This is a genomic window from Phaeovulum sp., from assembly GCF_041596715.1.
Lineage (GTDB): Bacteria > Pseudomonadota > Alphaproteobacteria > Rhodobacterales > Rhodobacteraceae > UBA6213.
Window position 1 is genome coordinate 1 of sequence record NZ_JBFHIA010000041.1, and the last position, 16,263, is coordinate 16,263.

17 protein-coding genes and 1 tRNA gene are annotated in these 16,263 nt (G+C 61.8%); 15 read left to right on the plus strand and 3 right to left on the minus strand.

The features are described 5' to 3' along the window. Positions 1–100: 100 nt before the first annotated feature. The 11 genes from ABY403_RS04515 (at position 101) to ABY403_RS04565 (ending at position 10,527) form a co-directional block, all read left to right on the plus strand. Positions 101–177, plus strand: a tRNA-Arg gene (locus tag ABY403_RS04515). A gap of 142 nt (positions 178–319) precedes the next feature. After that, positions 320–649 (plus strand): STAS domain-containing protein, encoded by a 330-nt coding sequence (locus ABY403_RS04520; RefSeq protein WP_372839370.1) that lies wholly within the window; start codon positions 320–322, stop codon positions 647–649. Positions 650–918: 269 nt separating this feature from the next. Beyond that, on the plus strand, positions 919–1,440 hold the full coding sequence (locus tag ABY403_RS04525; protein ID WP_372839372.1) for a response regulator: 522 nt from the start codon (positions 919–921) through the stop codon (positions 1,438–1,440). Between the two features lie 243 nt (positions 1,441–1,683). Continuing rightward, positions 1,684–2,052: a response regulator gene (locus ABY403_RS04530; protein ID WP_372839375.1), complete on the plus strand. Its 369-nt coding sequence runs from the start codon at positions 1,684–1,686 to the stop codon at positions 2,050–2,052. Then, positions 2,049–4,049: a chemotaxis protein CheA gene (locus ABY403_RS04535; RefSeq protein ID WP_372839377.1), complete on the plus strand. Its 2,001-nt coding sequence runs from the start codon at positions 2,049–2,051 to the stop codon at positions 4,047–4,049. The genes ABY403_RS04530 and ABY403_RS04535 overlap by 4 nt, the downstream gene beginning before the upstream one ends. Continuing rightward, on the plus strand, positions 4,046–4,561 hold the full coding sequence (locus tag ABY403_RS04540) for a chemotaxis protein CheW (protein WP_372839380.1): 516 nt from the start codon (positions 4,046–4,048) through the stop codon (positions 4,559–4,561). The genes ABY403_RS04535 and ABY403_RS04540 overlap by 4 nt, the downstream gene beginning before the upstream one ends. A gap of 2 nt (positions 4,562–4,563) precedes the next feature. Beyond that, positions 4,564–6,237 (plus strand): methyl-accepting chemotaxis protein, encoded by a 1,674-nt coding sequence (locus ABY403_RS04545; RefSeq protein ID WP_372839383.1) that lies wholly within the window; start codon positions 4,564–4,566, stop codon positions 6,235–6,237. Continuing rightward, positions 6,237–6,701 (plus strand): chemotaxis protein CheW, encoded by a 465-nt coding sequence (locus ABY403_RS04550; RefSeq protein ID WP_372839385.1) that lies wholly within the window; start codon positions 6,237–6,239, stop codon positions 6,699–6,701. The genes ABY403_RS04545 and ABY403_RS04550 overlap by 1 nt, the downstream gene beginning before the upstream one ends. 98 nt (positions 6,702–6,799) lie before the next feature. After that, on the plus strand, positions 6,800–7,669 hold the full coding sequence (locus tag ABY403_RS04555; RefSeq protein WP_372839387.1) for a protein-glutamate O-methyltransferase CheR: 870 nt from the start codon (positions 6,800–6,802) through the stop codon (positions 7,667–7,669). Positions 7,670–7,684: 15 nt separating this feature from the next. Then, on the plus strand, positions 7,685–8,812 hold the full coding sequence (locus ABY403_RS04560; protein WP_372839390.1) for a chemotaxis response regulator protein-glutamate methylesterase: 1,128 nt from the start codon (positions 7,685–7,687) through the stop codon (positions 8,810–8,812). Next, positions 8,809–10,527: a hypothetical protein gene (locus ABY403_RS04565; protein ID WP_372839392.1), complete on the plus strand. Its 1,719-nt coding sequence runs from the start codon at positions 8,809–8,811 to the stop codon at positions 10,525–10,527. The genes ABY403_RS04560 and ABY403_RS04565 overlap by 4 nt, the downstream gene beginning before the upstream one ends. A gap of 97 nt (positions 10,528–10,624) precedes the next feature. Here the strand turns inward: ABY403_RS04565 and ABY403_RS04570 are convergent, their stop codons facing one another. Continuing rightward, positions 10,625–11,395: a Bax inhibitor-1/YccA family protein gene (locus ABY403_RS04570; protein WP_372839395.1), complete on the minus strand. Its 771-nt coding sequence runs from the start codon at positions 11,393–11,395 to the stop codon at positions 10,625–10,627. Positions 11,396–11,494: 99 nt separating this feature from the next. Then, on the minus strand, positions 11,495–12,460 hold the full coding sequence (locus ABY403_RS04575) for an NADPH:quinone oxidoreductase family protein (RefSeq protein WP_372839398.1): 966 nt from the start codon (positions 12,458–12,460) through the stop codon (positions 11,495–11,497). A gap of 279 nt (positions 12,461–12,739) precedes the next feature. Here ABY403_RS04575 and ABY403_RS04580 point away from each other — a divergent pair, with 279 nt between their 5' ends. Next, complete coding sequence (locus ABY403_RS04580) at positions 12,740–13,102, plus strand: helix-turn-helix domain-containing protein (protein WP_372839400.1); 363 nt, start codon at positions 12,740–12,742, stop codon at positions 13,100–13,102. 98 nt (positions 13,103–13,200) lie between these two features. Then, entirely contained in the window at positions 13,201–13,998 is a 798-nt protein-coding gene (locus tag ABY403_RS04585) for an inositol monophosphatase family protein (RefSeq protein ID WP_372839407.1), read from the plus strand. A gap of 26 nt (positions 13,999–14,024) precedes the next feature. Here the strand turns inward: ABY403_RS04585 and guaD are convergent, their stop codons facing one another. Then, on the minus strand, positions 14,025–15,335 hold the full coding sequence (gene guaD, locus ABY403_RS04590; RefSeq protein ID WP_372839403.1) for a guanine deaminase: 1,311 nt from the start codon (positions 15,333–15,335) through the stop codon (positions 14,025–14,027). 116 nt (positions 15,336–15,451) lie between these two features. On the opposite strand from guaD, the gene ABY403_RS04595 reads away from it, so the two are divergent. After that, positions 15,452–16,006 (plus strand): 5-formyltetrahydrofolate cyclo-ligase, encoded by a 555-nt coding sequence (locus tag ABY403_RS04595; RefSeq protein ID WP_372839405.1) that lies wholly within the window; start codon positions 15,452–15,454, stop codon positions 16,004–16,006. A 78-nt stretch (positions 16,007–16,084) separates the two neighbouring features. Further along, the coding region (locus tag ABY403_RS04600; protein WP_372839410.1) for a YmdB family metallophosphoesterase at positions 16,085–16,263 on the plus strand (179 nt) is incomplete at its 3' end.

A 16,263-nucleotide genomic window follows, 5' to 3' on the forward strand; every position in this document is an offset into this window, starting at 1 on the left:
CCCTTCGAGGGCTATGGGCCCGACCCGATGAGCACCTTCATGACCCGCATGCTTTGAAGGGCTTGCGCGCCGATGCCTGCCATAGGAAAAGGGCGCAATCGGTCCCGTAGCTCAACTGGATAGAGCACCTGACTTCTAATCAGGATGTTGCAGGTTCGAGTCCTGCCGGGATCGCCAGGCACAGTCACTTTGCCAATGGCACGCCGGGCCGCACAATCGCGCCGCCCAGCACATTGTTGCGATGCAAGGTCGCCCGTTAGAGCTTGCTCAATATTTGGCGCGTATGTCGGAGCAGGAACGGGTTTGAAGGAAATCTTCAATGGCAGAGAAAGCAGGTCCGGCAGCGCAGAAGAAAAGCGCCCGAACGCGCAACCATAAGGCCATGAAGCTTGATGGCACACTGGGTATGCGCGAGGCGGAAACGGTGCGACGCGATCTGGCGCAGGCGATAGGTGGCGGGTCTGCCCGCATCGACGTTCGTGAACTGACAACGGTTGATACCAGCATTGTGCAGCTTTTGATCGCCGCGACACGCAGTGCGGCCGAACAAGGTGGTCGCGTCGAAATCGTGGGTTTTGATGGCGGCATACTTTCTGCATTCATGCACTCGATTGGCGTTTCTGCCAAAGAAATCAATGTCGCTGCCTAATTCAAAGCGGGTGAGTTCATTTTGCGACCATGCGTGACAACGCCCCGCCAATTGCCAGCGCGTCCTTGCCCTGAGGAAGTGCCCATCGCGCCGACAGGGGCGGATGGTCGCGAGACACCCGTATTCGGCATTTCTGCGGTTTACCTTGTCTAAATAGATGGCTGCTAACACCTGTATTATAAACCTGCTCCGCTTCCTGCTTTTAGTTTAAGCGGGAAGGTAAATGTAGGCGCAATGTTTACATCTTTGAAGCCGCGTGGAAGCAAAACATGAAAGCCGCCGTGCTGATAGTTGACGATTCGCCTTCTGCAAGGCGAATGCTTTCAATAAACCTTCGCGCTATTGGTTTTTCTGTAGATGAGGCAAGCGACGGTGCAGAGGGGTATTCGAAAGCGATTCTGGGAGCGTTCGACCTTATAATAACGGACGGCAACATGCCGAATATGAGCGGCGCAGAGTTTATCAGAAGATTCCGCGCACACCCTTCTGGCCGTGATGTTTCAATCATTTTTGTATCTGCTAGATCTGACGAATATGCCAAGCGCGAAGCCAAGGCCGCAGGTGCAATCGGTTGGTTGATCAAGCCGTTTTATCGGCGGCAGTTGTTGTCGGAAATCAAAAGGGTGGCGGATATGACCTGCCATGATAGCAGGCTTGGGATGTTGGTCGAACATCACGTTTCCCGCGCTGGCCAACAGGGTGACGTGATGCGGCAGACCCGCGCCCCGCTATCATCGGCAGGGAAACTAACCTGTACCCAAACAGGAAATGCGTTCAGGCTTTGCCCCTAAAACCGTGCGGTTTCAAAGTTCGAATCGTGGCCTTTTCCGAAAGCCCAGAATGGTGAGTTGCCTGCCAAGTGCGAAGGGGGGCTCTGGCTTGATAGTTCTGATGGACGGAAATTGCCCAAGGACTAAGCATTTTTTCATATCGCGCCGATACCATGCGGCTCTCCGGCGTTTGCAAAAAATATACCGGATGCGCCGATACTTCCGATGGACGTGGCAAGGCACGAAATCCTGTAAGGGCGAAAAATGAGCAAGGCAGTACTCACAATCGACGACTCGCAGTCAGTCAGGCAGATGATTTCAATGACGCTGAGTGCCGCCGGTTTCAAGGTTGATGAGGCTTGCGATGGCGCGGATGGCTATTCAAAGGCAACGGCGGGCGCATATAGCGCAATCATCACAGACCTCAACATGCCGAATATGAACGGTCTGGAGTTCATCAGAAAATACCGCGCCCATCCTTCGAGCCGCGGTATTCCGATCATCTTTCTTTCAACGGAATCGGACGAGGCATCCAAGCGCGAAGCCCGGGCCGCAGGTGCAATCGGCTGGATCGTCAAGCCGTTTGACCAGAACCAGCTTCTCGCAGCAATCAAGAGGGTGATAGGCGCATGACGCAGGACGACCCCGCAGAAACCTTCCGGCAGGAAGCCCAGGATGTTCTTGAACAACTCGAACGGACCTTGCTCGATCTTGATGACGCGCTCGACGACAAGGATCTGATCGACAGCGCTTTTCGCGCACTGCACACGATCAAGGGCTCGGGCGCGATGTTCGGGTTTTCCGAAGTGGCGGAGTTTGTGCACGAGTTTGAAACTGCCTTCGATCGGGTGCGCAAAGGCTCTGCTGCGCCCTCGGTCGGGCTCGTGCGGGTGGCGCTGGCGGCCAAAGACCATATCGCAGAGCTGATTGCCGAGCCGAATGTGCATGCCGCTGCCGGCGCACCGATACTCGCCCGCCTTCGAGATATCGTTGGCACTGGCGGTGCGGTTGCAGGGTGCGCGCAGGGCACCACCGTGGCCCCCCAGACCGGTGCAGCGGCGGAGCAGAAGGCAACCGGGGCAGGCTGGCGTATTCGCTTTCGATTATCCGAGGATGCGCTGTCGCTGGGGGCGAACCCGAAGATTTTGCTTGATGAATTGCGCGCGCTGGGCGCGTGTACGGTTCGCGCTGACACTGCGGATATCCCGCGCATCGACGATCTCGACCCGGAAATATGCTATATTTCTTGGGACGTAAGTCTGCTGTCCGATTGCACAAGGCAGGACATCGAGGATGTGTTCCTGTTCGTTCAGGATGGGATGACGCTACAGATCGATGCCACAGCCAAGCCAACACCCGAGGCGCCGGCTGCCATCGACGGCGCGGCCGAAGCGGCAAAACCGCAGACGGGCAAGGCCGACAAGGAACCGGGACCGGTGCGCGAAAGCATGTCACTACGCGTTCCGGCCGAGCGGCTGGACGAATTGCTCGACCGGGTCGGCGAGCTCGTGATCGCCCAGGCGCGCCTGTCCCAGATCGCGGTAGAGAGCCGCAACCCGAGCCTTCTGGCGGTCAACGAAGAAATCGAGCGCCTATCCGCGGGCTTGCGCGACACCACGATGGGAATCCGCATGGTGCCGATCGGGACGCTGTTCAGCCGTTTTCGACGGCTGGTTCATGATCTGTCATCGCAGCTTGGCAAGGATGTGGACTTCATCACCTCGGGCGAACAGACCGAACTCGACAAGACAGTGATCGAAAGCCTTGCAGACCCGCTGGTCCATATCATCCGCAACGCCATGGATCATGGGCAGGAACCCCCTGAAACCCGCGTGGCGGCGGGTAAGGCGCGGCGCGGCACGGTCAGGCTGTCGGCGGTGCACGAAGGGGCAGAAGTCGCGATCACCATCAGCGATGACGGTGCCGGGCTAGATACCGAGCGGATCCGCCGCAAGGCCGAGGACTCGGGGTTGATTGTCGCCGGGGCCGCGATGTCGGAACACCAGCTTCATCAGTTCATCTTCCACCCCGGCTTCTCGACCGCCGAGCAGGTCAGCGCGCTCTCGGGCCGCGGCGTGGGAATGGACGTGGTCCATCGCACAATGGAAGCGCTGCGTGGACGCATAGATGTGGCCTCGCGCCGAGGGCAGGGGACGACGGTGACGCTGCGCTTGCCGCTTACGCTGGCCATCATCGACGGGATGCTGGTGCGCGTCGGCAAGAGCCGCTACTCGATTCCGCTTTCGGCGGTGGAAGAATGTGTCGAGCTTTCCGAGGCCGCCGATGGCGACAGAGGGCGCAACTTCCTCAACATTCGCGAAAAGCTGGTGCCGTTTCTGCGCCTGCGCGAACTTTTCGGAACCCGCGAGCCGGATGAGCAACACCCGAAGGTGGTTATCGTATCCACCGGCGATCAGCGTGTGGGGCTCGTGGTTGATCAGATCCTTGGCAACAACCAGACGGTCATCAAGTCATTGTCGCGGCTTCACGCGGATATCGAGACCTTCGCCAGTGCCACGATCATGGCCGATGGCACGGTCGCCCTGATCCTCGATGTCGCCCAGCTTGTGCGACAGGGGCAGCGCTTTGAAAGCCGACTGCGCAAAGAACAGGAGGAACGGGCGGCATGACGAAGATTGCAAGGCATATCGCTGCACCACCACCGGGCGAAACCATGTTGGCGCTGACGTTAGAGCTTGGCGGTGAAATCTTCGCCATCGAGGCGACCAGAGTGCGCGAAATCCTCGACATGGTGCCGATCACCGAGGTGCCGAATGCCCCGGCTTTTCTGGGCGGGTTGATCAACGTGCGGGGGCGTGTGGTGCCGCTGGCGGATTTGCGCGTCAGATTCTGCATGGAGCGGCCACCACCCGATGCCGAAACGCGGATTGTGGTGATCGAGATCGCGCTCGACGGCGAGCCGACGATCGTCGGGTTGCTTGCCGACAGGGTCCACACGGTTGCCGACATCGACCTCTTGACCCTCGAGGATGCACCGAGCGTCGGCATGCGCTGGCGGCAGGACTACGTGCAGGGCATCGCGCGACACAACGAACAGTTCATCATCCTGCCCGAACTCGGGCGGATATTCAGCAACGACGGGGCCAAAGGCGCGGCCCCGGAGGTCGAAGAAAGGGCCTGACGATGAGAGTGACGCTGAAATTCAAGCTGGCCGCGGCCTTCACCGTGGTTGTGGTGCTGGCGGCCGCCGGCATGGGGGCCGGATATCTCAATCTGCGAAGCCTCAATGAAGCATTGCACACCGTGACCGACAACTATTGGGTCAAGGTCGCAACCATCAACGAGATCGCGGCGAAGGTCGAGGACAACGCCCGCGCCAACTATGAGACCGTGCTTGCCGCAACGCCGGGCGAACGCGCCGCGATCGCCGCGCGTCTGGCCGAAAACGTAAGCTATATCAATGGCAAACTCGAAGAGCTGGCAGTAACGGTAACACGGCCACAGGGGCGCGAGTATCTGGCCCGGATCAACGAGACGCGCAAACCCTACGTCGCCTCCTTCGGCGAGATCACCAGACTCGTCAATTCCGGGCAGGCCGATGCGGCGGAGCGCGAGGTGAATGCGACGCTTGTTCCTGCACTCAAGGTTTTCATCGAGGCGATCGATGACTTGCGAACCTATCAGGGGCATCTTGTGGACGAAAGCGCCGCAGAGGCCAACGCGACCTACGAAGCCGGGCGCATGGTGATGCTCGTGATCGGTGCGGCCGTGATGATCTTTGCCGCAGCCATGGCGATCTGGATCACTCTCAGCATCAGCCGCGGTATTTCGACCGCCCTTGGAATCGCCCGGGCGGTGGCGGACGGAGATCTGGACGCCAAGGCGAATGTGAGGTCAAACGACGAGATCAAGGATCTGGTCGAGGCGCTCAGCAGCATGACCGACCGACTCAAGGATGTGGTCGGCGAGGTCGCAGCCGCCGCGCGCAATGTTGCCGCTGGCAGCGAAGAGACCTCGGCCAGTGCCGATCAGCTGAGCCAGGGCGCGCAGGAACAAGCCTCCTCTACCGAGGAAACCTCGGCTTCGGTCGAGCAGATGGCAGCCAACATCAAGCAGAATGCGGAAAACACGGCGCAGACCGAGAATATCGCCCGCAAGGCGGCCAAGGATGCCCAAACCAGCGGAGATGCGGTTGGCAAGGCCGTAGAGGCCATGCAGACGATCGCCGAAAAGATCATGGTGGTGCAAGAGATCGCGCGCCAGACAGATCTTCTGGCGCTGAACGCCGCGGTCGAGGCGGCCCGGGCGGGCGAGCATGGGCGCGGCTTTGCCGTGGTGGCGGCCGAAGTGCGCAAACTGGCCGAACGGTCACAAGAGGCCGCAACCGAGATTTCGGGCCTTTCTGGCGAGACGGTGCGTTCGGCGCAGGCGGCGGGCGATTTGCTTAGAAGCCTCGTGCCCGACATCCAGAAGACCTCGGAACTGGTGGCCGAGATTTCGGCGGCCAACAGCGAGCTGAACGCCGGCGCAAGCCAGATCAGCGAGGCGATCCAGCAGCTTGATACGGTCACACAGCAGAATACCTCGGCATCTGAAGAATTGTCTTCGGCGGCCTCGGAACTGTCGCATCAGGCGGAAAAGTTGCAGCGCAGCATCGGCTTTTTCAGGTTCAACGGCGCGGGGGATCAGGCGGCGCAAGCGCGCCCGGCCACGAGCGCAAGGTTGCAGCCGACGATGGCAAACGCCGCGCGACGCGCAAAGCAGGAAGGCGGATTCGCCTTCGACATGTCAGGCGGTGAGGACGCGCTTGATGCCGATTTCGAACGCGCCGCGGGGCGGCGGGGGAGGGCGGCCTGATGGCCCAAAGCGCCCAATACGTAACCCTTGGCATCGCGGGCGAACTGCTTGCCATGCCGGTCGAAAGGGTTCGGGAAATCCTCGATCTGCAACCCATCGCGCGGCTGCCCGGCGCACCATCCCATCTTTTGGGAATGATCGATGTGCGCGGGCAGGGCGTGCCGGTTCTGGATCTGCGCCTGAAGCTGGGCTTCATGCCCGGCGAGGACGACGGCGACACGCGGGTCATGGTGATCACCGCCACTGTCGCGGGCGCGGACGCGGTGATCGGGGTCAAGGTCGATCGTGTCCATGAGGTGACCGTGCTCGATTCCGACAGGTTGGAACCGCCGCCCGGTGCCGCCGCAGGATGGCGCGCCGAAACGATCGCCGGGATCGGGCGGCGCAACGGCAGGTTTGTCACCGTTCTCGACTTCGAGCGCGTGTTCGGCGCGGCCGACATCGCGGTGTTCGAGCTTGCATGATCCCCTGCGGAGGGACTGCCGCGGGCGGTTCCTCCGAAGCGGTGGCAAATGGTTCGGCCATTCTTACATCCCTGAAGCAACGGAGGCGGTCTGTTGAAATGAAAGCCCTTCGAGACTGTGACACGCCCATCCTCCAAGGCCTGAGCGATGCTGAATTCGCGCAGTTCGGCGCGCTGATCCGGGATCGGACAGGGATCAGGCTGACGCCCTCCAAACGCGCGCATATGGAAGGCAAGCTCAGAAAGCGCGCGGCTTTTCTGGGCCTTGCCAATGTCTCGGACTACAGTCGTATGGTTTTTGACCGCGGCGGGCTAGAGGCGGAACTGGACGCGCTGATCCATCTTGCAACGACCAACAAGACCGACTTCTTCCGTGAGAAACTGCATTTCGATCTTTTCGACAAGTCGTTGTTGCCTGCGCTTTTGGCTGCGCGCCCGCGCGGCCTTGCGCCCCGCCTCAAGGTCTGGAGCGCCGCAGCCTCCAACGGGGCGGAGGCCTATACCGCCGCGATGGTGCTTGCCGAGGCGGCAAAGCGCGGGCCGCCCTTCGACTTTGCCGTTCTAGGCACAGATGTTTCGAGCGAAATGGTCGCAGAGGCGCGTCGCGCGATCTACCCCGCCACGATGATCGCGCCGGTGCCCGAGCCGCTGAGGCTGCGCTATTTCCTGCAGCAACGCAGCACAGGAAACCTAGCCCAAGTCCGCGTCGTGCCCGAACTGCGTCAGCGCGTCCGATTCCAGCAGCTCAACCTGATCGACGAGAAGCTTCCGATAGACCGCGATGTCGATGTGATCTTTCTGCGCAACGTGCTCATCTATTTCGATCCACCAACCCAGAAGGCCGTGGTTCGCCGCCTTGCCAAGCATCTGCGCCCCTCGGGCGTTCTGATCCTTGGCCATACCGAGGCGGCGATCGGCAATGGCATGGGGTTCGAGCAGATCGGCACGGGCGTGTTTCGCGTCGCATGAAAATGGAGAACGAGCATGCATGATCGCCCCGGAACCCGCGCCGCAAGTGCAAAGATTCAGGTCCTGATCGTCGATGATTCCGCGGCGGTACGCAATGCGCTGTCCGACATCATCAGCAGCGCGCCCGATCTGGAGGTTATGGGGGTTGCCTCTGATCCCTATGTCGCCGTGCAGAAAATGCAGAGCCATTTGCCGGACGTGATCTTTCTGGATATCGAGATGCCGCGCATGGACGGTTTGACCTTCTTGCGAAAAATCATGTCGCAGCGCCCGATCCCGGTGGTGATCTGCTCGACCCTGACGGAGGAAGGCTCTCAGACATTCATGCGGGCGCTGGAAGCGGGGGCCGTGGAGGCCATCGCAAAGCCGAAAGTGGCAACCGCCGAAGCCCTGGCCGAGGCGCGCATGCGTATTTGCGACGTAGCCCGCGCGGCGGCCCATGCGCGCATCGGCACCCGCCGCAGGAGCTTGCCACCCGTCAGGGTCGAGGAAAAGTTGACCGCCGACGCCATCCTGCCCGCCGCCGCACCTCGGCGCGGAGGGCAGATCGAGGCCGAGCCACTGGTTGCCATCGGCGCCTCGACCGGCGGCACGGAGGCGCTGGCAACCGTTCTCAGGGCGCTGCCGCTGGATTGCCCCGGCATCGCGATCGTGCAGCATATGCCCGAGGGTTTTACCGCCGCCTTTGCGCGCCGCATGGACGGGCTTTGCGCGATTACGGTGCGCGAGGCCGCGCACGGCGACATGCTTGCACCTGGACTGGCGCTGATCGCCCCCGGCAACCACCACATGCTTATCGAGCGGGTCGGGCGCAACTACCGCGTGGCGGTTCGTGACGGGCCGCCCGTATCGCGGCACCGGCCTTCGGTCGATGTCCTTTTCCGCTCGGCCGCACAGGCGGCCGGGGGCAATGCGCTGGGTGTGATCATGACAGGCATGGGCGATGACGGCGCCCGCGGCATGCTGGAAATGCGCCACGCGGGTGCCAATACAATCGCGCAGGACGAGGCCAGTTGCACCGTTTTTGGAATGCCGAAAGAGGCCATTGCCCGCGGTGGGGTGGAAAGGACCGTCGGCTTATCCGCAATCGCCGCAGAGATTGCCAAGTTTCAGCGCAAGATGAAAGAAGGGCGGGCTTCGTGAATATGCTCAACGCAGCGCCCGACTGGCCCGCTACGCCCAATGCCGCCCGCGATATCACAGCACGGCTTGCTGCGCCGCGTGCAGCGATTGAGCGGGACTTCCTTCAGATGGGCGAAAAGCTGATCGCGTGCACGCGGCTTCTGGGTGAAGTTTCCGAAGCCTATGCCCAGATGTCGGGTGCCTTGGCGGGCCCCGAATTCGCCGGGCTTGTCGAAGCCCTCAGGAATATCTCGGGTCATGTTGCGAGGTTGAACCAAAGCAGCATGGCAAACCGCGCCTTTCTGGCAGAGTTGAGCGACCTGACGGGCCAGTTTCCCAACAAGATCGCCGGATTGTCGAAAGCCGTGCGGACGCTGCGCATGTTTTTTGTTACTGCGCGCGTTGCGGCAGCCACCATCAGCGACCGAGAAAACAACCTCTCGCAATTCGCAGAAGAGTTCACGCGGCTCGGCGGGTTGCTGGAGAGCAATGTAGCCTCTTTCGCGGATGCCTTTCTGGGTATGCGCGACAGCCTTGATGCGGCCCGCGCCATGAACGAACAGATCGGTGCCGAACATAGGCAATTGCTGTGCGGGATTGGTGCCGAACAGGCGCGAAACCTTGCGGCGATGGAAAGCCAGCGCATCTGGGCGGAGGCGCGAATAGCAGCGCATGGCGCGCTTAGCGAAAGGATCAGCGCGCGCGTCGCCCGCGCTGTATGCACGCTTCAGGTGGGCGACAGCACGCGTCAGCGCGTGGAACATATCGAGGCGGCTTGCCAGAAAACCGAAGGAATCGACGATAGCGCCACGTTGGCATCGGCCTATGCGCTGATGGCTGCGCAATTGCAGGGCGCAATCACGGATTTCGACGCCGAGATCGCAGAACTGGCCGCCTCATTGGAAGATTTGGCACGGGAAGCGGTTGCGATGTTGCAAAGCGCTGAAACAGACGCGGGATCACTGCTTTCAACGGGCGATGCGGCCTTTGGTGCAATAAATGCCAGCGTTCTTCAAATCGCCCGGATGCTGGAAAGGTATGAACGCAGCGATGCCGCGCTTTCCGTCGCGATAGATCAGCTTGTCGCGGCGGTCGGCAATATGCTGGAACATGTAAGCGCCTTTGAAGATATCCGTCAGGCTGTTCGGCTGATCAGCCTGAACGCCACGATCCGGGCCAAGGTGCTTGACGAAGATGGCCAAGCCTTCCGGCAGGTCGCAAAGGAACTGCGCATTCTCAACGATGAAACCTCTGCGCCGGTCGAAGAGGTCATGCAGAACTTGAAGAAATCCGCAGATGTTCTGCAGGGTTTTCTGGATGCTGGCACCCGCCGCGATGACCGGCATCAGGCTGGCGCGCGGGATATCCTTGAATCGGCACGTGAGAAAATCGACAATATTTCAAGCGTGTTGCGTGATCGGGCGGCGTTCATGTCGGGAACGGGGGCAGAGGTCGTGGCCCGGCTGCGCGATGCCGCCAGAACCGCATCCGACCAGCAAGATTTCTGCCGGGATTGGCGGGCGCTTGAAGGTGAGCTTCAATCGGCCGCGCTGCGAACACACCCCAATGAAGGTGGATTTGACGGGCAGGCCGACATAATTTCAGAGATCTACAAGATCTATACCATCAAGGTAGAGCGCGATATTCACAACGCGCTGTTTGGCGGTGTGGCGCAGGCGGCTATCGAAGTAACGGGTGCCGATGCGGCTTCGGGTCTGGATGATATTTTCTTCTGATTGCACCCGCCCGCTGAACCCCGGCTGATGCAGCCCCGATCGCCAAAAGAAAACCCCGCCCGAAGGGGCGGGGTTTGGCAGTGCCTTGGCAGGCCGCTTAGTTGCGGTTGCCGAGGAATTGCAGCAGGAACATGAACAGGTTCAGGAAGTCGAGGTAGAGCTGCAACGCGCCCATGATCGCCGACTTGCCGATGAACTCTGAATCCGACTGCGCCATTTGCAGGTAGCTGTTCTTGATGCGCTGGGTGTCAAACGCGGTCAGACCCGCGAAGATCAACACGCCGATCACCGAAATGGCGAACTGCATGGCCGAGCTTTGCAGGAAGATGTTGACCACCATCGCCACCAGCAAGCCGATCAGGCCCATCATCAGGAATGAACCCATGCCGGTCAGGTTACGCTTGGTCGTGTAGCCATAGAGCGACAGCCCCGCGAAGGAAATCGCGGTGATCAGGAAGGTCTGCACCACCGAAAAACCGGTGTAGACAGCAAAGATCCAGCTGATCGAAATGCCCATCAGCGCGGCAAAGCCCCAGAACACCATCTGCGCGGTGGCAAGGCTCATGCGGCCGAGAAGCGAGCCAAAGGCAAAGACCACGGCAAGGGGGGCGAACATCACCACCCATTTCAGCGGCGAGAGGTACAGCGTTTTACCAAACTCGGTCAGGTAAGTGCTGCCACCGATTTGGTAGGGCGTCGGGTCAGCGGATAGCGCCAAGGTTGCCATCAGCCAGGCGAAACCGCCGGTGATGAGCATGGCAACCGACATCAAGCCGTAGACGCGATTCATATAGGCCCGCAAACCCTCATCGATCTGCAGGGTCCCGGCGCCGGCCTGGGCGGTGCGGATAGTACGATAGTCAGCCATAGAAAGCCTCCAAAGGGTCAGACGGGCAGCGTGCGCCGTTGCGCGCGCCGATGGAGGCAATATCGGGGTAGGGCGCGGGGATTTCAAGCGCTTCGCAACTCATTCCGCCATCGTGACGACGATCTTTCCCGTACTGGCGCGGTCGCGCAAAAGCGCAAGCGCCTCGGTCGCCCGCGACAGGGGCAAAACCGCGCCGATATGCGGGTGTAATGCGCCCAATTCGTACCAGCCGAGCAGCGTTTGCAGGCTGAAAGCAAGGCTTTCCGGCGAAAGCCGTTGATAGCCGCCCCAGTAAAAGCCGTGCAGGGTTATGTTTTTCACTAATAGGTGGTTGGCGGGAAACTCGGGCACCTTGCCCGAGGCAAAACCAATGACAAGGTAGCGCCCGCCTTGGTTGGTGGCCGCCATCGCCTGCCGCGCAAGATCGCCCCCCACGGCATCATAGACAACATCAGCGCCGCCAAGCGCGCGCACCGCCCCCTTGATATTGCCTGCGGCACTATCGATCAAATGCACGGCACCTGCCGCCTCGGCCACCGCAAGCCGTTCTGGCCCGCGCGCCACCGCGATTACCCGTGCACCCATGCGTCGCCCGATTTCAACCGCGCTGAGGCCCACGCCACCCGCCGCACCCAGCACCAAAAGTGTCTCGCCGGGCAAAAGCCGGGCGCGCAGGCTGAGCGCCAGATGCGAGGTGCCATAGGCGATCTGAAAGGCTGCCGCTTCTTCAAACCCCATCGCATCGGGCAGGGCCAGACAGCGGTGCTGCGCGAAGCAGCCAGCCTCGGCCAGCCCACCATGGCCCGCGAACACCGCCACCCGCGTGCCAAGCAGCGATTCCGCAACGCCGGGCCCCACCGCCTCGATCGTGCCGGCAGGCTCGAAGCCTAGTGTAAAGGGCGGGGTCGGGCGTTCTTGATATTCGCCGCGCATCATCAAGAGGTCGGCGAAATTGAGCCCGCAGGCGGCGATGCGCACCCGCACTTCTCCGGTGCCGGGCTGCGGCAGCGGCAGATTGACCAAGGCCGGCTCTGACCCGATCGATTGGATTTGCAATGCGCGCATGGTTACCTCCTGCAAAGCAACCTAGCGCTCTGCGCACGGGCATTCCAGTACGCCGTGATTGCCGATTCGCCGCGCGTCTGTTAACACGTAAGAGGCGAGCGAGTGATTCCCTTCTCGCGCCGGGAATCTGTGGCGATATGCCGCGAGTTTTCCGGACGTTGAGGTTAAAACATGTCTAGTGCACTGTCTTTTATGGTATGTTTTCGTGAAAATTGCACTTGTTAACTGGAAACACAGGGAAATCTAACGAACATGTAAGTCAGAAAGCAGGAGCAGCGGATGAAGCACCCAGTAGATGTTCATGTTGGCAAACGAATTCGACAACGGCGCTGGCTGATCGGCATGACGCAACAACAGCTTGCTGATCAGGTCGGTATCAAGTTCCAGCAGATCCAGAAATACGAAACCGGCATGAACCGCGTATCTGCGTCTCGGCTATGGGATATTGCAGAAGCGGTCGGGGTGAAGATCTCGTTTTTCTTTGAAGGTCTGGCTGATGACGAGGAGGGTGGCGCAGAACCCGCCTATGATCTGATGGCTGATAAAGAGGCGCTGCAACTCGTGCGCTCTTATTACGCCATTCCCGAAGCGCAGCGGCGACGCTTGTTTGACCTTGCCAAAGTACTTTCGCACGCAGCCTGACCTGCGCCGAAACGTCGCCTGATCGCTGCTTGACCGCGCGTCAGCGCGCCGTTACCGCTGCCATCGAATGGCTGGGGGCAAAGATGCGCACTGCACGGATGCAATTGAGCGAAGCAGAGCAAGATGAGCTGATCGTCGTGGCGGGCGCGCTGGCCGATGCGGCACGGCGCGAGACGTTGGCACATTTTCGCACAGCGGGTCTGGGTGCCGACAGTAAGGAAACGCAGCGCTTCGACCCGGTGACCGTGGCCGACCGCGCATCAGAAAAGGCGATGCGTGCGATTCTGGCACTGCGCCGCCCAAGGGATGCGATACTGGGTGAAGAGTTCGGCCCGCGCGAGGGGACAAGTGGCCTGACATGGATACTTGACCCGATTGACGGCACGCGCGGCTATCTTTCGGGCACCCCGACATGGGGCGTGCTGGTGGCCGTGGCCGACGCCGAGGGCCCGATTTATGGGCTGATCGACCAACCCTATATCGGCGAGCGGTTCAGTGGCGGCTTTGGCCGTGCCGAGGTGCATGGGCCGATGGGGCGCAAGCAGCTTGCCGCCCGCCCCGCGCGCGCCCTTTCCGATGCGATTCTGTTCAGCACCTTCCCCGAGGTTGGCACGCCCGCTGAGGGCGCTGCCTTTGCGCGGTTGGCCCGCGAGATGCGCTTGGTCCGCTATGGCATGGATTGCTACGCCTATGCGCTGATCGCTTCGGGGCAGATCGATCTGGTGGTCGAGGCTGGGCTGCAACCCTATGACGTGGCCGCGCCGATTGCGGTGATCGAGGCGGCAGGGGGTATTGTGACCAACTGGCAGGGCGGCCCGGCAGCGGGTGGCGGCCAGATCATCGCCGCCGCCAATGCCGAGGTGCATGCCGCCGCGATGGCGGTGCTGAACGGCTAGGCCGCCCCCACGTGGTTTTCGAGTGATTAGTGCTGGTGTCCTTCGTCGGGGCGCTGATGTGCGATTTTGCCGTTGACCCATGTGGCGCGAATGGCGCGGTCATCGCCCATCATAATGGTGGGGAACAGCGCCTCCCACACATCGCCCGCGCGGGCGCTGCGTTGCGCGATGGCAGGGGTCGAAGCGAGGTCGAGCACCACGAGGTCGGCCTCGTAGCCCACGGCAAGGGTGCCGATCCGGTCGCCCAGTTGCAACGCTGCGGCGGAACCTGCGGTGGCAAGCCATAGCAACTGCGCAGGATGCAGCGAGACATGGTTGAGTTGCGCCACCTCATAGGCCGCGGCCATGGTGCGCAGCATTGAAAAGGACGAGCCACCGCCAGTATCGGTGGCCAGCCCGATGCGCAGGCCACGGGCCTTGAGGCCGGCCATATCGAACAGGCCAGAACCGATGAAGGTGTTCGAGGTCGGGCAATGCGCCAGCGCCGCGCCAACCTCTACCAGCCGGTCACGCTCGCGCGCAGTCAGGTGGATGGCATGGCCGTAAATGCCGTTTGCGCCCAAAAGCCCGTGCGCCTCATAGACATCCAGATAATCGCGCGCCTCGGGAAAAAGCGATGCTACCCACGCGATCTCGTCGGTCTGTTCGCTTAGATGCGTTTGCATCAGGCAGTCGGGATGCTCGGCCCAAAGCGCGCCGAGTGCTGCAAGCTGGTCGCGCGATGAGGTGGGGGCGAAGCGCGGGGTGATGACGTAATGCGCGCGCCCGACGCCGTGCCAGCGCGAAATCAGCGCGCGGCTGTCGTCATAGGCGCTTTGCGCGCTGTCGCGCAGATTGTCGGGCGCGTTGCGGTCCATGCAGGTTTTGCCTGCCGCCACCCGCATGTCGCGCCGGGCGGCAGCGGTGAAAAAGGCATCCACGCTTGCGGGGTGAATGGTGGCGTAACTTGTCAACGTGGTGGTGCCATGCGCGAGGGCCAGATCAAGCGCGCGCTCTGCGATGGTTGCGGCATAGGCGGGGTCGGCAAAGCGCGCCTCTTCGGGGAAAGTATAGGTGTTGAGCCAATCGATCAGCCGTTTGCCCCAACTGGCGATGATCGCGGTCTGCGGATAATGCATATGCGCATCGACAAAGCCTGCCGAAATCAGCGCCGCGCCATAGTCGTGCCGGTGCGCGCCGGGATGCGCTGCGGCCAGTTCGGCCGCGTCGCCAATGGCCAAAATCCGACCCGCGTCGATCAGCACGCCGCCCCGCGCCCAGTGCCGCGCCGCGCTGGGCCCTTCGACAAAGGGGTCCGCGGCCATGCTGACAAGCTGGCCAAGCAAGAGTTCCGCCATCCACGACTCCTAAACTGCGCATGTATTTGGGCCATGCTAGGGCCTCTCTGCGCGCCGGTCCACCGCCTTGCCGGGGGCCGCGCAGCCGGGCTAGGGTTGGTGCGCGGAGGGTGCTCATGGATAAGGTTGCAGAGCAGAAGGCGGCGATAAGGGCGCAGGCTTCGGCGCAGCGGCGCAGCGCCGCCGCGCAGGGGCAGGGCCGGGCAAGCGCGCATCTTGCGCAGGCGCTGGCCCCTTACGCGGGTGCGGTGTTGGCAGGATATATGCCGATGCGGGACGAGATCGACCCGCTTGCGGCGATGGCGGCGCATTCTGGGCCGGTGGCGGTGCCGGTGATCCTTGGCCGCGACATGCCGCTGGGCTTTCGGGCGTGGACACCAAAGGCCGCAATGCAGCGCGGTGCCTTTGGCGCGCTGATCCCGGAAAGCGGCGATTGGCTTGTGCCACGGGTGCTGATCGTGCCGCTACTGGCCTTTGATGCGCGCGGCTATCGGCTGGGCTATGGGGGCGGCTACTACGACCGCTCGCTTGCGCAACTGCGCGCCCAAGGCCCGATTACCGCGATCGGCTTTGCCTATGCCGCGCAGCAGATGCCAGCGGTGCCGATTGACGCCTTTGACCAGAAGCTTGACCTGATCGTCACCGAGGCGGGGGTGCTGGGCCCGTTCTGAGCCGCCGTTGCGCCGATGCGCGCGTATCGGCGCGCGCGGGGCTTGCCCTTTGCAAAGCGGCGGCCTAACGCTTGGCGCATGAAGATACTGTTTCTAGGCGATGTGATGGGGCGGGCGGGGCGTGCAGCGGTTGCGGCGCGGCTGCCAAGCCTGCGAGAGAGTTGGGGGCTCGATTTCGTCGTGGTCAACGGCGAAAATGCAAGTTCCGGCATGGGGCTGACGCCCGATCATGCAAAGGCATTGCTGGTGGCGGGTGC